The 15858-nt window shown below is 68.5% G+C and carries 13 protein-coding genes; 5 read left to right on the forward strand and 8 right to left on the reverse strand.

The window, feature by feature from the left end:
- Window positions 1–6: 6 nt before the first annotated feature.
- Entirely contained in the window at window positions 7–1848 is a 1842-nt protein-coding gene (locus Q368_RS0100980) for a bifunctional homocysteine S-methyltransferase/methylenetetrahydrofolate reductase (protein ID WP_029456867.1), read from the reverse strand.
- A 50-nt stretch (window positions 1849–1898) separates the two neighbouring features.
- A complete protein-coding gene (locus Q368_RS0100985; RefSeq protein WP_029456868.1) occupies window positions 1899–2219 on the reverse strand; it encodes a zinc-ribbon domain-containing protein in 321 nt (106 codons plus the stop codon).
- A gap of 86 nt (window positions 2220–2305) precedes the next feature.
- Here Q368_RS0100985 and Q368_RS0100990 point away from each other — a divergent pair, with 86 nt between their 5' ends.
- The gene (locus Q368_RS0100990; RefSeq protein ID WP_029456869.1) at window positions 2306–2503 is read left to right on the forward strand and encodes a ferredoxin; all 198 of its coding nucleotides are present in this window, start codon (window positions 2306–2308) and stop codon (window positions 2501–2503) included.
- A 47-nt stretch (window positions 2504–2550) separates the two neighbouring features.
- Here Q368_RS0100990 and Q368_RS0100995 read toward each other — a convergent pair whose 3' ends face one another.
- Window positions 2551–4782, reverse strand: a complete 2232-nt coding sequence (locus tag Q368_RS0100995) for a vitamin B12-dependent ribonucleotide reductase (protein WP_029456870.1) — start codon at window positions 4780–4782, stop codon at window positions 2551–2553.
- A gap of 287 nt (window positions 4783–5069) precedes the next feature.
- On the opposite strand from Q368_RS0100995, the gene Q368_RS0101000 reads away from it, so the two are divergent.
- A complete protein-coding gene (locus Q368_RS0101000; protein WP_029456871.1) occupies window positions 5070–6809 on the forward strand; it encodes a radical SAM protein in 1740 nt (579 codons plus the stop codon).
- Window positions 6810–6857: 48 nt separating this feature from the next.
- A complete protein-coding gene (locus Q368_RS0101005) occupies window positions 6858–8321 on the forward strand; it encodes an oligosaccharide flippase family protein (RefSeq protein ID WP_029456872.1) in 1464 nt (487 codons plus the stop codon).
- Window positions 8322–8522: 201 nt separating this feature from the next.
- On the opposite strand, the gene Q368_RS0101010 is transcribed toward Q368_RS0101005, so the two are convergent.
- From Q368_RS0101010 to Q368_RS0101025, 4 genes are read right to left on the reverse strand one after another with little or no spacing between them, the layout of a single operon-like run.
- Window positions 8523–9683, reverse strand: coding sequence for a glycosyltransferase (locus Q368_RS0101010; RefSeq protein ID WP_156955613.1), 1161 nt, complete (start codon window positions 9681–9683; stop codon window positions 8523–8525).
- An 18-nt stretch (window positions 9684–9701) separates the two neighbouring features.
- Window positions 9702–10124: a hypothetical protein gene (locus tag Q368_RS0101015; RefSeq protein ID WP_029456874.1), complete on the reverse strand. Its 423-nt coding sequence runs from the start codon at window positions 10122–10124 to the stop codon at window positions 9702–9704.
- 46 nt (window positions 10125–10170) lie between these two features.
- Window positions 10171–11268, reverse strand: coding sequence for a glycosyltransferase (locus Q368_RS0101020; RefSeq protein WP_029456875.1), 1098 nt, complete (start codon window positions 11266–11268; stop codon window positions 10171–10173).
- Window positions 11268–12485, reverse strand: a complete 1218-nt coding sequence (locus Q368_RS0101025; protein WP_029456876.1) for a radical SAM protein — start codon at window positions 12483–12485, stop codon at window positions 11268–11270. Before Q368_RS0101025 ends, Q368_RS0101020 begins: the two co-directional genes overlap by 1 nt.
- Before the next feature lie 164 nt (window positions 12486–12649).
- On the opposite strand from Q368_RS0101025, the gene Q368_RS0101030 reads away from it, so the two are divergent.
- A complete protein-coding gene (locus Q368_RS0101030) occupies window positions 12650–13093 on the forward strand; it encodes a universal stress protein (RefSeq protein WP_029456877.1) in 444 nt (147 codons plus the stop codon).
- A 112-nt stretch (window positions 13094–13205) separates the two neighbouring features.
- A complete protein-coding gene (locus Q368_RS0101035; RefSeq protein ID WP_029456878.1) occupies window positions 13206–13670 on the forward strand; it encodes a chemotaxis protein CheW in 465 nt (154 codons plus the stop codon).
- Here the strand turns inward: Q368_RS0101035 and Q368_RS0101040 are convergent.
- A complete protein-coding gene (locus tag Q368_RS0101040) occupies window positions 13658–15832 on the reverse strand; it encodes a lytic transglycosylase domain-containing protein (protein ID WP_245611254.1) in 2175 nt (724 codons plus the stop codon). The two genes, Q368_RS0101035 and Q368_RS0101040, sit on opposite strands and share 13 nt — an antisense overlap.
- Window positions 15833–15858 lie beyond the last annotated feature (26 nt).

Here is a 15858-nt window from a genome sequence, read left to right on the forward strand (position 1 = left end):
GGCGCGTCACCGCGACCGCGGCGACGCCGCCCTGGCCCGAGAGAGGAGTTCCAGCGCCAGGGCGTAGCGATTAAACGGCGGGATGACGTACATGCCGGCGAAATGCGGCAGCGCGTATTCCATGAGCTCCCAGGCGATCTCGAGGCCCTCCTGCGCCTGCCCGTCCCCGGCCTCGCGCAGCCGCGCGAACACGGGTTCCGGGATGGTGATGCCCGGGAACTCGTTGTGCAGAAACTCCGCGTTGCGCAGGCTCACCAGCGGCATGATGCCGAGGAAAATCGGCTGCGCCACGTCCTTGACGGCCGCGATCACCTCGTCGACCTTTTCCTTCGAATAGACCGGCTGCGTCAGGAAGTAGCGCGCGCCGAGCGCCGCCTTGCGGGAAAGGCGCTTGACCTGCATGGCGAGGTTGCGGGTGTTGGGATTAAACGCCGCGCCGATGCAGAAATTCGCCGCCGCGCGCATATCCTGGCCATGGGCGTTGCGGCCCTGGCGGAAGCTCTCGAGCAGGGCGATCAGCTCGAAGGAGCGCACGTCGAACACCCCGGACAGGCGCTCCTCGCCGCCCGTGGACGGCGGATCGCCCGTGACGGCCAGGACGTTGTCCAGCCCGAGGCAGGATAGGCCCATGATCGTGGACTGCATGCCGATGAGGTTGCGGTCGCGGCCGGTCAGGTGGACGATGACCTCGACATTCGAGCGCGCGCGGATGCGCTGGGCCAGGGCGATGTTGGACAGGCGCGGCGCGGCCAGGGGATTTTCCGCGAGCGTAATGGCGTCCACGCCGGCCCGGGCCAGGGCGTCCGCGCCCTCGAGCACGGCGGCGACGTCCAGGTGCTTGGGCGGATCGAGCTCCACCAGGAACAGCGGCCGCCCGCTGCCGAGCCTGGCGGCAAAGCCCGTGGCCGTTTCCTCTTCCTCGCGCGGCTGCGCCACGGAGACGGCCTGCGCCGCGGCAGGGGACGTCGCGCCGGGTCCCGCGCCCTTGCCGGCGGCGAGCAGCCGGTGCAGGGCGCGGATGTGCTCCGGCCCGGTGCCGCAGCAGCCGCCGAGCAGGCGAGCGCCGCTTTGCGCGCACTCTACGAGCATGTCCGCGAAATATTCCGGCGAGGACGGATAGACGAGCCTGTCGCCCCGGCGTTCCGGGAATCCGGCGTTGGGAAAAACCGAAACCGGCCCTTCCAGGGGGCCGGCCGCGCGCAGCATGTCGCGGGCGCCTTGCGGCCCCATGCCGCAGTTGAGGCCGACGATGTCCGCGCCCTCCTCGCGCAGCAGGCGAAAACAGGCGGCGATGTCGCGCCCGCCGAGGTCCGAGCCTGCCGCGCCGAACACCATCTGCGCGGCGACCGGCAGGGGCGTCGCGGCCTTGACCGCACCGAGGGCGATGCGCAGGAGCTCGAGATCGGCGAAGGTTTCGAGGATGAGCAGGTCCGCGCCCCCCTCGGCCAGGGCCTGCGCCTGTTCCGCGTAGAGCGCGGCCACGGCGTCCCGGTCCCACTCCGCCTCGTCCTCGAGCCGGCCGACCGGCCCCATCGCGCCCGCAACAAAGGCCCGCGACCCGGCGCAGGCGCGGGCGAGCAGCGCGCCCTGGCGGTTGATCTCCCGCGTCCTGTCCGCCTGGTTGCAGCGCGCGAGCTTCCTGCGGTTGGCCCCGAACGTGTTGGTCTCGATGACTTCCGCGCCGGCGGCCAGGTACGCCTGGTGGATGGCGCGCACGGCATCGGGCGCTTCGATGTTGCAGATGTCGAGGCAGGGCGTGGCAAGACCCCGGGCCGCAAGCTGCGACCCCATCGCGCCGTCGGCCAGCACCGGCCTTGCGGCAAGCACGTCGAGAATATTGTGTCGCATGGGGGATTCCTTCAGGGATTGCGCGAGGATTTCCCGCCGCCTGCCGGCCGTTACAGGCGGCGCAGCCAGAGAACGAGGCCGCACAGGGCCACGGCCGGATACAGCGGCCAGAGCACGTCCGCGAGCTGGCAGACCACGGCGGCCCCGGCCAGGAGCAGGGCCAGGACGCTGGCCTCGACATAGGGTCCGAGCCCCCGGCCGGGCCGGGCCCAGCCCTGGAAATCGAGCAGCCGCGGCCTTTCCGTACGTCCGTCCGGGCCGTCCCCGGCGTCGTTTTCGCCGGCCTGGCGGTCGGATTGCAGCTTGTGCCCGCAGACAGGGCAAAAGCGTGTGGCGTCGGGGCTCTGGGCCCCGCATTTGTTGCAGCGCATGCTTACGTTTCGCTCCGGCGTTGACAAGCCAGGGGCGAACCATAGATGGAAAGAGGCTCGACCGCCACCGAAACCGAGGACCACCTATGGAGACGCCCCTGCACGCCTACAGTGTCAATCCCGTCTGCTGCAACGGCTGCGGCGCTTGCGCCAGCATGCTCCCGGAACTGTTCGCCATGGACGAGGTCGCGGAAAAGCCCGTGGTCCTGCTCGCCGAGGCCCCGGCCGCGGACATCGAGCGGGCCATGGCCTTCTGCCCCCACGACTGCATCGAAATGGACTAGGCCGCCGAAAGCGGCCGTCCCGGGACGCGCCCGCCCGCCGTGCGGCATCAGCCGCACTTGGTGTAGCCGCAGGCCTTGCACACGTGGCAGCCTTCCTCGAAGGTCAGCTCCCCGCCGCAGTCCGGGCATTGGGCATGGCCCAGGTTGCCGGTGTCGTCGAGGACCTTGCGGCCTTGCAAATAGCGGTTTTCCAGTACCCAGGACACGGCGTCCGGGATGGAGAGCAGCAGGCCCTTTTTCTGAAATACCGGGTTTTCGCCGCCGATGCCCTTGAGCTGGCCCACGATGTCGGCCACGTTCACGCCCGAGCGCAGGGCCAGCGACACCAGTCGGCCGATGGCTTCGGCCTTGGCCGTGACCGAGCGGCCGGACTTGCCGATGGTGGCGAAGACCTCGAACGGCTTGCCGTCCACCTCGTTGACCGTGAGGTAGAGTTCCCCCAGCCCTGTTTTGACCTTCTGGGTGAAGCCGAACACGATGTCCGGCCGCACGCGCACCTTGCTTTGCGGCTTGGCCGGATCGGCCGGCGCGCCGTCGCCCGTGCACAGCACCTGATTCGACTTGCAGCCGTCGCGGTAGACCGTCACGCCCTTGCAGCCGAGCTCGTAAGCCAGCCAGTAGATCTCCCGGATGTCTTCCTTGGTCGCGGCGCCTGGCAGGTTGACGGTCTTCGACACGGCGTTGTCGGTGTATTTCTGGAAGGCGGCCTGCATCTTGAGGTGCCAGACCGGCTCGATGTCCATGGCCGTGACGAAGACCTCGCGCAGTTCCTCGGGCAGCATGCCGATGTGCGCGATGGAGCCCTTGCGCGTGACCTCCTCCATGAGGCTTTCGGAGTAGGCCCCGGCCGTCTTCATGGCCGCGACGAAATGGGGATTGGCCTCCACGAGCTTTTCGCCGTCCATGACGTGGCGCGAGAACGCCAGGGCGAAAAGCGGCTCGATGCCCGACGAGCAGCCAGCGATGATGGAGAGCGTGCCCGTGGGGGCGATGGTGGTGGTGGTGGCGTTGCGGTAGGGCCCGAGGTTGCGCTTGCCGAAGACCGATTCCGCGTAGGCCGGGAAGGGGCCGCGTTCGGCGGCCAGGGTCTTGGAGGCGGAACGGGCCTCGGCCTGGATGGTTTCCATGATCTTCTCGGCCAGACCCAGGGCCTCGGTACTGTCGTAGGGGATGCCGAGCAGGAACAGCAGGTCGGCGAACCCCATGAGGCCCAGCCCGATCTTACGGTTGGCGTGGACCATCTTGGTGATCTGGTCGAGCGGATAGCGCGAGGCGTCGATGACGTTGTCGAGGAAGCGCACGGCCAGATGCACGGTTTCGGCCAGCCCCTTCCAGTCGATGCCATCCGGGGCGTCGGGGGCATGAAACGCCGACAGGTTGACCGAGCCCAGGTTGCAGGCCTCGTAGGGCAGAAGCGGCTGCTCGCCGCAGGGATTGGTGGACTCGATGGCCCCCAGCGCCGGGGTGGGGTTGTCGCGGTTGATGCGGTCGATGAACACGATTCCGGGATCGCCGGATTCCCAGGCCTTGCGCACGAGCAGCGCAAACACCTCGGCCGCGCTCTGCCTGCCGACGACCTTGCCGTCGCGGGGATCGATCAGGTCGTAGTCCTCGCCCTTTTCCACGGCCTGCATGAAGCGTTCGGTCAGCGCCACGGAGATGTTGAAATTCTGCAGCTCGTTTTCGCGTTCCTTGCAGGTGATGAATTCCAGGATGTCGGGATGGTCCACGCGCAGGATGCCCATGTTGGCGCCGCGCCGCGTGCCGCCCTGTTTGACCTGCTCGGTGGCGGTGTTGAAGATGCGCATGAACGACACCGGCCCCGAGGCCACGCCGCCGGTCGAGCCCACGCGGCTTTTCTTCGGACGCAGCCGGGAAAAGGAAAAGCCCGTGCCACCGCCGGACTTGTGAATCAGCGCCGCGAACTTCACGGCGTCGAAGATCTCCTCCATGGAATCGCCGACCGGGAGCACGAAGCAGGCGGCCAGCTGCCCGAGCGGCGCGCCGGCGTTCATGAGCGTGGGCGAGTTGGGCAGGAAGCGCATGCCGGTCATGAGGTCGTAGAACTTGCGGGCCAGGTCTTGCGGCGCATACGGCGACTTGTCGTACTTGGCCTCCTCGGCGGCGATGGCGGCGGCCACGCGCCAGAACAGCACGCGCGCGTCCTCGACGGGCGCGCCTTCCGGGTCCTTTTGCAGGTAGCGCTTGGTCAGGACCACCTGGGCGTTGGCGTTGACAGGGACTTCGGGCAGGTCGGCGGGCATGGGCAGGCTTGTCATGGGCGGGTGTTCCTACGGTTGCGGTGTCGCAAAAAAAGGGCGGCCGCGGTTGCGGCTGCGGAATTGATCGTTCTATTTCAGACTGTTACGAAAACACGTGTCGTAAAAGCAGAAGGTCCCCAACAACACGGGAACCTACACCAGCTCGCCGGGAAAGGGAACCTCCGGCGACGCGCCGGGCCTGCGTGTCCCGGTCCGTTGGTTGCCACTGCCGCCTATTTGCGATAACGCAACGCCCAAGCCGTGTTTCGATGCGGCCAAATCTTCGCCGAACGGACCGGAGCGCCATGAGAAAACGACCGCTGACCCCGGGATCATATTACCGCCTGCCCTGGAACCTGGCCGACAACGCCATCACCTGGCTCGAGCCCACCACCAAGTGCAACCTGTACTGCGAGGGCTGCTACCGCGAAAACGATCCCGACGGACACCGTCCCCTGGCCGACGTCATCCGGGAACTGGAAACGGTCAAGACGCTTCGGCGCACGGACAACATCTCCATCGCCGGCGGCGAGCCGCTGATTTACCCCGACATCGTGCCGCTGGTGCGCTACGTGGCTTCCAAGGGCTGGAAGCCCGTCATCAACTCCAACGGCCAGGCGCTCACCCCGGAACTCGTGCGCGAACTGGCCGCCGCCGGGGTCGTGGGATTCACCATGCACGTGGACTCCCACCAGAGACGCCCCGGCTGGAAGGGCGCTTCCGAAAAGGACCTGTGCGAACTGCGCCTCAAACTCGCGGAGATGATCCACGAGCACGGCGAGGGCAAGATCGCTTGTTCCTTTAACGCCACGATCTACCGCGACACCCTCTCCGATATCCCCATGCTCACGCGCTTTGCCCACGAGCACATCGACATCATCCAGACGATGGTGTTCATCCTGTTCCGCTCGGCGCGCAAAAAGAACAATTTCGACGTGTTCGCCAACGGCCGCCCCGTCGACGTCGGCAACCTCGTCTACCAGCTCGACAACCAGGAGACCCACCAGGACCTCGTCTCCCAGGAGATCGCCGACGCCATCCGCCTGGCCTATCCGGAGCACGAGCCCTGCGCCTACCTCAACGGCACCGAGGACCCGCAGTCCATGAAATGGCTGCTCACCCTGCGCGTGGGCACGAAAGACGAAATCCTCGGCTACCTCGACGCGAAATTCGCCGAGTGGACGCAGATCTTCCACCACCTCTTCTTCGGCACCTACCTCGCCTACTCGCGGCCGTGCTGGATGCAGGGGGTGCAAAAGCTCCTGCCGCTGGCGCTTTTCAACGCCAGCCTGCGCAAGATCTTCGGCCGCCTGCTGACCAAGCCGAAGATGTGGTTCAAGCCGCTGTCCATCCAGTCCATCATGGTGATCCAGCCCTGCGACCTCTTCGACGACGGCCGCCAGAACATGTGCGACGGCTGCCCCGACGCCATCCTCCACGACGGCAAGATGGTCTGGAGCTGCCGCGTGGACGAGTTGGAAAAATTCGGCGCGTTCATCCAGTGCGCCCCGCGCGGCTGCTGCGGCGGCAAGGCCGCTCCCGCCACGCCCGAGCCGGAACCGGCCCCCGATCCGAAACCGGCCCCCGCGCCGCAGCCCGAACCGGAGCCGGCGAAAGCCCCCGAGCCCGTGCAAGCGGCCGAGCAGGCCCCGCAGCCCGAACCCGAGCCTGTCGCCGCCGCGCCGCAGCCCGAACCGACGCCCGAACCCGCGCCGGCCAAAGAGCCGGAGCCCGTTCCCGCGCCGCGCCAGGAAACCGCGCCGGTGGCCAAGGAAATGCACCAGCCGGCCGTGAAGATCGACATCCCGCCGGCCGTGGCCATGCCCGAGCCCGCCAGGAAGCCCGAACCGGCCCCGCAACCCGGGCCGGAACCGGCCGCCCCCGCGCCGCAGCCCGAACCCGAGCCGGCGAAAGCCCCCGAACCTGTCCCGACGCCCAAGCCGGCCCCGGCCGCCAGGGATGGCAAGGCGGGCAAGGCCGACGCCAAGGCCGCGCCCGCCAAAAAGGGCGGCAAGGCCGCCAAAAAGAAAGCCAAGGCGAAATAGTCTCCCCTTCCCTCCCGGCCGCCCGCGCGGCCGGGAGGGGGAATCCCCATGCCCCAAGCCGCACAGAACCCGCCTAAAAAGGCATCCCGCCCGTCCTACGGCATCGTTTCCAAATTCGCACACCTGGCCGGGGCACAGTGGATTCACGACGCCCTGCACACCTTTTTCCTGATCTATCTGGCCCGACTTTCCACCAGCGACTACGGCGAATTCATGGTGGCCTTCGGCTTGGCCTCCATTATCCTCTTCCTCGGCGAATTCGGCCTCAACCAGCCGCTCGTGGCGTCGCTGAGCAAGAAGTACAGCCACAAGGGCGACATTCTCGCCCAGTACACGCTGCTCAAGGGCATCCTGCTCGTCGCCGGCTGGATCGGGGTCGTGATCTTCATCTACTGGCAGGGCTACACATCGGGGCTAAAAAACCTCGTCATGGTCATCTCCGCGGGCGTGGGCCTGGAGGCCGTCGCCAGCTCCTTTTTCGTGGCCATCCGCGTGGAGGGCCGGCAGGATCTCGAGGGGCGCATCCGCGTGGTCTCGGGCGTGCTCGGCTACGGGTACGCCATCTCGCTTCTGGCGCTGGGGGCCGCGCCGCACTGGATCGCGCTGTTCAAGGTCATCGAGAACGTCTCCAACCTGGCCGGCGGCGTCTGGATGGCGCTTAGGAAGACGGATTTCACCGGCCTGACGCTCAAGCGCAAGTCCCTGGCCCGCACCTGGGCCACGGCCAAGCACGGCACCACCTTCGTGCTCATGGCCCTGGCCGCCATCCTCTACAACAAGGCCAACCTCTACTTCCTCCAGGGTCAGGCCGGCCCGACCAAGGTCGCCCAGTACAGCGTCACCTGGGAGCTCGTGGACGGCATCTCCATCCTCGTCTCCAACCTGCTTTTGCGCAGCATCCTCTATCCGCTGTTCGTGCGCCTGTGGAAAAACGACCGGCGCGAATTCAAGCGGCTGGCCAACAACTCCGTGCGCTGGCTCATCGGGGCCTCGATCCCCATCATGTTCGTGCTTTTCATCGAGTCCGACCGCCTGATCGGGCTCATCTACGGCGGGGCCTACCACGACGCCATGTGGATGCAGAAATGGCTCGTCGGCACCATCATCTGCGGCTTCGTGCACAACCTCTCCGCCTACCTGATGATGAGCCAGGGCAAGCAGCGGCTGCTCCTTTTCATCTACATCGGGGGCCTCGCGCTCAACCTGGCGCTGTGCTACACGCTCATCCCGGCCGATCCGCTGCTCGGCACGTGCCTGGCCATGCTCGTCACCAAGGCGGCCGTGGCCGTGACCACCACAAGCTACTGCCAGGCCACCATGCGCATCATCGACGTGAAATCCATGTGGCGCATCGCGCTGGCCTGCGCCTGCGGCGCGGGGCTCTATTTCGCCACCATGCGCATCGGCATCCGGGAGATTCCGGAGATCCTGGCCCTGGTGCCCTTCGTCTTCCTCGTCTTGCAGTGGAAAAAGGAGCTGGCCGCGCAAAAGGTCCAGGCCGGCGTGGTGTAACGGCTTGGAGACAGGAAAAACGCCTCCGGCGTCCAGGAGGGGCCGAAGGCCCCTCCTGGACCACCCCCAAAGGGGTGAAACGGCCGCCTCCATCATTTGACGAATCCGCGAGGAGAAATCCCTGCGCCGTGCGTATTACGCAAAACGGCCGCCGCTCCCTGCCCGGGAACGGCGGCCGTTTCATTTGCAGCATGCGGCCGCTCAGCCCTTGCGCAGCACCTCGCGCACCACGCCGCCCCAGCCCACCTTGTAGGCGATGCCGCGCCAGGACATGGTGTTGGTCGCAAACGTGCGGCCGAAGCACCAGGCCAGCATGGCGAAGGTGGCGGCGTAGCCGCGCAGCCAGGCGAAAACGCCGACCTTGCGCGGGCAAAGGCCGCGGTAGCAGAGCCCCAGGCCGGAAAACGCGGCGAGGTAGGCCAGCGCCGCCACGGCGGCCGCGCCGCCGGCCGCGCCGAAGGCCCAGGCGGCAAGCACGCAGAGGGCTAAAAGCGGCGGCGCGGAGAGCAGAAAGACCGCGACGATGGACACCAGCCAGCCCGGCGGGATGCAGAACTTGAGGTACAGCAGCTGGCGCGTGAGCCAGTCGTCCCAGCGGGCCAGCGTCATGCCGGCCATGGGCGTTTCCAGGCATGCCGCGGCCACGGGCCAAGCGGCCACGCCGAAGCGGTGCAGGTGCGGGCCCATGGAGAAATCGTCCACGATGTTGCTGCCCCAAAGCTCCCTGAGGCCAAAACGGTCGAAGGCCTGCCGGGAAATGGCCATGGCCCCGCCCCAGGGCTGGGTGATGGCGCGGATGGGCTGGAGCAGGTGCAGGGCCATGCAGGTGACGGCCATGCCGATGGTGCCCGTGGCCGCGTCGCCCGGCACGATCTTGTGGAAGCCGCTGGTCATGGGCGCGTCGCCCCGGATCACCGGCGCGGCCAGGTTGGTCAGGAAATGCCGGTCCGCCACGTGGCTCGAGTCGCAGTAGACGAACACCTCGGCCGTTGCCGCGGCGCGCATGCCGGCCAGGATGTTGTGGTTTTTCTGGCCGCAGCGCGCGGCCGGGCCGGCCGTGACCAGAAGCACGCGGGGATCGTCGCCGGCCACGCCCCGCACGAGCGCCACGGCCGGGTCGTCTGCCGTGGCCGTGACGAAGACCGCCACGAAATCGGGATAATCCTGGTCGAGCAGCGAGGCCACGGCCTCGCGCATGCCCGGATGGTCGCCCGTGACGGGCACGATGACCCCGAGACGGGGGCAGGTTTCGGGCATGGGCTCGGGGCCCGCGCCGCCGCGCACATGGCGTCGGCCAAGCAGATAGAGCGCCGTCAGGACCGCAAGTTGCGCGGCCATGACCGCAAACGCGAACAAAAGCACGAATCCTCCTGGGGAAAATCAGCCCGGACGGCGCGACGCGGCCGCGGCGGTGCCGTCTGACGGCGTCTTCCTGCCGCCCTGAAGCGGCACCTTGGTCGCCTGCACGTCGAGACGGCTGCCGCCCTTGGTGGTCAGCACGCCGCTTATCGCCCCGCTTGTGGCGTCGCCCTCGAAGACGTGGCCGCTGCCGTGCACCATGTAGACATGGCCGTTAAAGACCGCGCCGACCAGATGATAGACGTTTGTTTCGCCGGTCATGGCCACGACCACGACCTCGGCCTTGACGTGGTGGCCTTCCTGCTCCACCCGCGCCTGGACGTCGGAGCCGTAGAGCGACCCGCGCCAAAGGCCTGACAGGTCGGGCTCGCCGGCCACGGCGGCCATGGCCGGAACGGCCAGCAGCAACAGGGCCCAAAGCACCGGTTGAACGAAAAGCGTCATGGCATGCTCCCTGCGCGGGCGGCGTCCCGGGGTTTTCCCGCCCGCTTCATCGCCCGGCCGCATCGGACAACACCTTTTCAAACACATCTTCGTGACGGCGCACCATCCGTTCCATGGAAAAATGCGCCAGCACGCGCTCCCGGGCGGCTTCGCCGCAGGCGCGGCGCAAGGCTGCGTCGGCCAGAAGCTTTGCAATATTCTCGCCCAGGGCCTGGGCGTTGCCCGGCGGGCAGAGCAGGCCCGTGCGGCCGGGCTCGACCAGGTCCGGAATGCCGCCCACGGCCGTGGCCGCCACGGGAATGCCCATGCTCATGGCCTCGAGCAGCACGTTGGGCAGGCCCTCGCGCACCGAGGACAGCGCCACCACCGACGCCTGCTGGAAAAAAGGCCTGGGGTCGGGCGTGGCCGGATAGGTGCGGATGAGCCCCCGCACGGGGCTCCTGGCCGCAAGGGTGCGCACGCGCGTGCGCAGCGGCCCGTCGCCGACCAGCCACAACTCGGCGCGCGGCCGCTTGGCCACGGTGTAGGCAAAGGCCTGGATGAGCGTCTCGTGGTCCTTGTCCTCGCAAAACCGCGCCGGGCAAAGGACCACCTCGCGCACCGGGCGCAGTTCCTCGGGCGGCGGCACGAAATGAGCCGTGTCCACACCGTTGGCGATGCAGGTCACGGCGGATTCGGGCCGGCCCATGCGCACGAGCGCTTCCCCAAGCGGCGCGGCGTTGACGATGTGGTGCGCGGCCAAGCCCTTCAAGAGCCGTTCGTGCTGGCGTTTGATCGCCCCGCCGCCGCGGCAGGTGCCGACGATGGCCGAAACGCCCCGCAGGCGGCCGAACACCCGGCCCCAGATGTTGGGCACGGCGGTCAGCGGCACGAGCAGGTCGGGCCGGTCGCTGGCGAACTTTTTCCACAGCGCCGCGAGGGAAAGCGCGCCGACCTTGGGGTACGGCGAAAGCCAGGTCAGGGGAATGCCGGCCGCTTCGGCGTGGGGCGCGAAGTCCCGCACGTCGGCGAGCATCCAGAATTCCGGGGCGAAACGGGCGCGGTCCAGGCGCGCGCCGAGTTCCAGGGCCTGACGCTGGGTGCCCCCGAACGCCAGATCCTGGAGCAGCATGACCACGCGGGCCGGTCGGGAAGCCTCGGCCATCAATACCCCATCAGCCCGCAGCAACGGGTACACGAGGGCATGAGGCCCTCGGTGTGCAGGCTCGCGCGGAAACGGCGGTAGGACTCGCTGTTCCACAGCTCGGTGATGGTCTTGTCGCGCACGTTGCCGACGATGTAGTCATGGTAGTCGCGGCAGGGCGACATGTCGCCGTTGGAATCGAGCTCCACGGCCTGGTAGATGGAGATGCACTGGTTGTAGCCGAACGTGGCGTCGTGGTTGTTGTAATATTCCTGCAAATTGGGCAGGCCTGTGATGTTGGGGATGATGTTGACGGCCGGCTTGCCGAAGCCCTTGGCGCGGCGCTGCACTTCGCGCAGTTGCTTGTCGAGGGTCTCGTGGTCCTTGATGGTCCAGTCGCCGACCCAGCCCCAATGCAGTTTGGGCTTGAAGCCGAAACGGCGCGCAAAGTCCTCGTCGTGGGCCTTGGCGCTTTTTTCGTCGATCCACCAGGAAAGGTAGTAGACGAAGATGTCCACCCGGTCCTTGTAGGCTTCGTAGATATCCACGAGGTGGTTGACATTGGCGCTCGAAATGGTGGTGAGCGACGCGACCAGGGGAAGCTTCGTCTTGTGGGCCCGCTTGGCTTCCTTGATGGCGGCCAGGGCTTCCTGGATGACCTTGTAATTGTCGCCCGCGCCGCTGGCCGAGGGCCGGGCGGCGTTTTGCACCTCGGCCGAATGGCCGTCGATGGAAATCTGGAGCAGAAACAGGGGCGCGGCGGCCAGCCGGTCCGCGGCGGGCACGAGCTTGGTGGCGTTGGTGACGATGGACGTCGGCATCTTGAGTTCCGTCGCGCGTTCGACGATCTCCAGCCAGCCGTCGTACATGGTCGGCTCGCCGCCCCAGAGGTAGACCGAGGGGTGGTGGCCGTTGCGGGCGAGGTCCTCGAGCAACTCGAGGTAGCGTTCCGGGGATATTTCCTGCCGCTTCAAATCCTTGAGGCTCTTGCCGTGCAGGAACCCGTGGTCGCCCCACTGGCCGCAGGTGTGACAGCGCAGGTTGCACATGTCCGTGATGCGGATGGAGAGCTGGCGGATGCTGCGGGCATGCCCGGTTTCGGCCCGGGGGTTCAGGGCCGAAAAAAAGATCTTCTCTTTTTCAATGGCCGCCAACCGGCCGGCCATCCAGGGATAGCGGCCCACTTTGACGGCTTGTTTCAAGATCGTATCAAGCGCGACGCTGCTGCGTTTGCTCATGAAGCCTCCGATGCCGTGACGGCGAACCCCGCCATACGCCGAAAAGCCCCCTGGTTCAAGCCTTGCCGGGCGGGCGGCGCGGCGTGCCCTTTTCGGCCCTTGCCGACCGTGCGGGCCAGGGATAAAAAGGACTTGCGGCGGGAAACCCCTGGAGGGCCGTCCCCATGTCTCCCGATGTCAAAACCATTCTCCTGGCCGTGGATTTTTCCGAGGCGGCGCAGTACCTGGCCGAGTACGCGACGCTTTTCGCCAAGGGACTCGACGCGCGCCTGCTCGTGCTCTACGTCTCGCCGAGCATGAACCGCTACACGACCCTGTACGTGCCGGCGGAGAGCATCCAGACCCTGGTCGCGCAGATTCTCGAAGGCGCCAACCGGACCATGGGCGAATTCATGGCCGAGCGCTTTACGGGCGTGCGGGCCGAGGGCCGGGTGGCGTACGGCTACGCGCCGGAAAAAATTCTGGAAGCCGCCCGCGAGGCGGCCGCGGACATGATCATCATGGGCACCCACGGCCGGCGCGGCGTGGACCGCATCCCCTTCGGCTCGGTGGCCGAAAAGGTGGTCAAGACCGCCAGGATTCCCGTCCTGACGGTGCGGCCGTCCTGAGCGCGGGGCGCGGGACGTTTTCCACTCGCCCGGCGCGTCACGACGATTGCCCAAAAGCCGCAACTCGCGTAGAAGCGTACCGTTCCCTCTTTTTTCAAAGGACCGGTTGCGCATGGCAGACGACGCATCGCGACAATACCTCACCCTGACGCTCGGCGGCGAACGCTTCGCCCTGGAGTCCTCGGCCGTTTCCGAGGTGCTCGACATGCTGCCCGTGACCTGGGTGCCCCTTGCGCCCGCGCACCTGCGCGGCGTGGTCAACCTGCGCGGCAACGCGGCCACGGTGGTGGACGCGCGCGCCAAGCTCGAGCTGCCCGACACGGCCAAGCCTTCCTGCCTCATCATCATCGAACGCGACGCCGACGGCGAGCCCGTCACCATGGCCGCCCTGGCCGACGCGGTGCACGAGGTGGTGGAAATCGCCCCGACGGACATTCTGCCGCCGCCGGACATGGGGCTTGCCGTGCCGCCCCAGTTCGTCAAGGGACTGGCGCGCATCGACGGCGATTTCGTCATGCTCCTCGACGCCAACCGGCTGTTCTCCCTGGAGGAACTGGCCGCACGTCAGCGCCCGTAGAGCCTGCCGTACATCATGGCGCCCGCGTCGATGCGCCGCACGTAGTCCCGCGTTTCGGTATACGGAATCAGTTCCGTAAAGAGTTCCTCGCCAAGGCCGCCGAAGCCCCGCATCCAGGAGGCCGCCCGCGTCTGGCCGGCGTTGTAGCCGGCGAGCGCCGCGGCCAGGCTTCCCGCGCCCGCCACCCGCTCCCGGAAAAACGCCGTCCCCAGGCGGATATTGACCGCCGGATCGAAAAGGTCCTTGCGCTCGACCTTGATGCCGAGCTTTTTGCCCATGGCCTTGGCCGTATCCGGCATCAGCTGCATGAGCCCCACGGCCCCGGCCCCGGAGACAGCCCGGGGATCGAAAAAGCTCTCCTGGCGGATCAGCGAATACACGATGTCCGGGTCGATGCCCGAACCGGAAAGGGCGTTGACGACCAGCCCGGCGTGGGCGCGCGGGTACAGGGCCGCGCGCAAGGGGAGCAGGTCGGCGGCCGTGCCGCGCATGAGGCAGCCGCCGAAGGTGCGCCAGGCCGTGCGCATGACCGCGCCGCGCCGGCCCATGGCCTCGGCGGCCTCGATGTGGGCCATGGCGAGGTCGGCGCGCTCGGGCATGGACCGCGCGGCGAAATCGAGCTCGATCTCGCCCAGGGCCGGCAGGCCGGAGTCGGCAAGGAGCCTCGCCTTGGCCAGGGCCGCGGCGGCTTCGGGCGAGGCCGGTTCGCCGCGCCCCGGGCAGCGCGGCCCCTGGCGCACGGCCGAGGCCACGACCCCGTCCCCGGCGGCGGCGCCCATGGCGGCGAGCGCCGCCTGCGCCCGCCCGGCGTAATAGGAATTGGGCCGGCGCGAAAGCGCGTCCAGATAGGCCTTGGCCGCCTCCTCGGGCCGGCCCAGGGCCGCCAGCGCCCGCCCCCGCCAGTAGCGCGCCCCGTCGGCCCAGTCGTCGTCCGGGTAACGCTCGGGAAACGCGGCCAGCTCGCGGACCGCGCCTTCCATGTCGCCGGTGACGTAGCGTAGAAGCGCCGCCAGGGACGCGCCCTGGGCGGCGAGGTCCGGCGACACGGCCAGGCCGTGCAACTGCCCGGCGGCCGCGAGGGCGTCGGCGAAACGGCCCCGCTCGACGAGCAGCAGGGCGAGATGGCGCGCGGCCACCTCGCGCAAGGGATCGTCGCGCACGGGCGCGGCCAGCACCTCGCGCAAAAGCGCCTCCATGCGCGTGAGGTCCTCCCCGTCGAAAGAACGCCACAGGCAGCGCGCTTCATGGTAGCGCGCCCAGCCGGCCAGGGGCGCGGCCGGGTCCGCGGCGGCGGCGCGGGCGAAAGTCTCGGCCGCGGCCTTGAACCGCCGCAGCCGGTAGAGCGCCTTGCCGCGCACGTACTGCGCCCGGGCGGCCTGGCCGGCGTCGAAGCCGTGCCTGCCGTCCAGCAGTTCCAGCGCCGCCTGCGGCGCGCCCTTCTCCACCATGGCCTCGGCCCGCAACAGCACGTTCGACGGCGCATCCGGATCGTAGCAAAGCACCTTTTCCCCCTTTCCAGGGGGGCCGGGGGGGATGATCCCCCCCGGCGGGTCCAGGGCGGCGCCCTGGCCGCCGGAGGCGCCTTCCCTGCAAATCTCCCGCGCCAGCGCGTTGCCGGCGCGGGCGGCCTTGGCGTCGGGCCAGGCCAGGGACAGGTGGCGCAGGAAATCGGTGGCATCGCGGCGCAGCCCCTGGGCGTTCGCGGCCACGGCCGCACGCAGCCAGACCTCCGGAGCAAGCGCAGGCTCGGCGTCGGTCAGCCAGGACCGGGCCCAGCCCAGGGCGCGGGCGTACTCCCCGGCCCGGGAGGCGGCCTGGATCGCCAGGTACTGGGCGTCGCGCCCGAGAAACGACGACTCCGGCGCGTCGGCCAGACCCGCCAGGGCGTTCGCGGCCCCGGCCGCGTCGCCGCAGCGGTAGCGGCCAAGGCCCAGGTAATAGGCGGCCACGTCGGCGAGCGCGCCGGCGCGTCCGGCCACGGCGGCGAGCCGGGCCGCGCCGGCGCGGCAGTCTCCGGCCAGAACCTCGGTGACGCCGCGCGCGGTTTCATAGCCGGCGGGTGTCGCCTCCCCGCCCGGCTCCCCGCCGCCGCGGGCCAGGGACCGGGCCGTCCCCTCTCCGGAAGCGCCGAGGCGCGCCGAACGCGGCAAAGGGATATCCATCGGGTCCGCCGGCGGGTTCCAGGGCT

The sequence above is a fragment of the Solidesulfovibrio alcoholivorans DSM 5433 genome (assembly GCF_000702665.1).
GTDB classification, from domain to species: Bacteria; Desulfobacterota; Desulfovibrionia; order Desulfovibrionales; family Desulfovibrionaceae; genus Solidesulfovibrio; species Solidesulfovibrio alcoholivorans.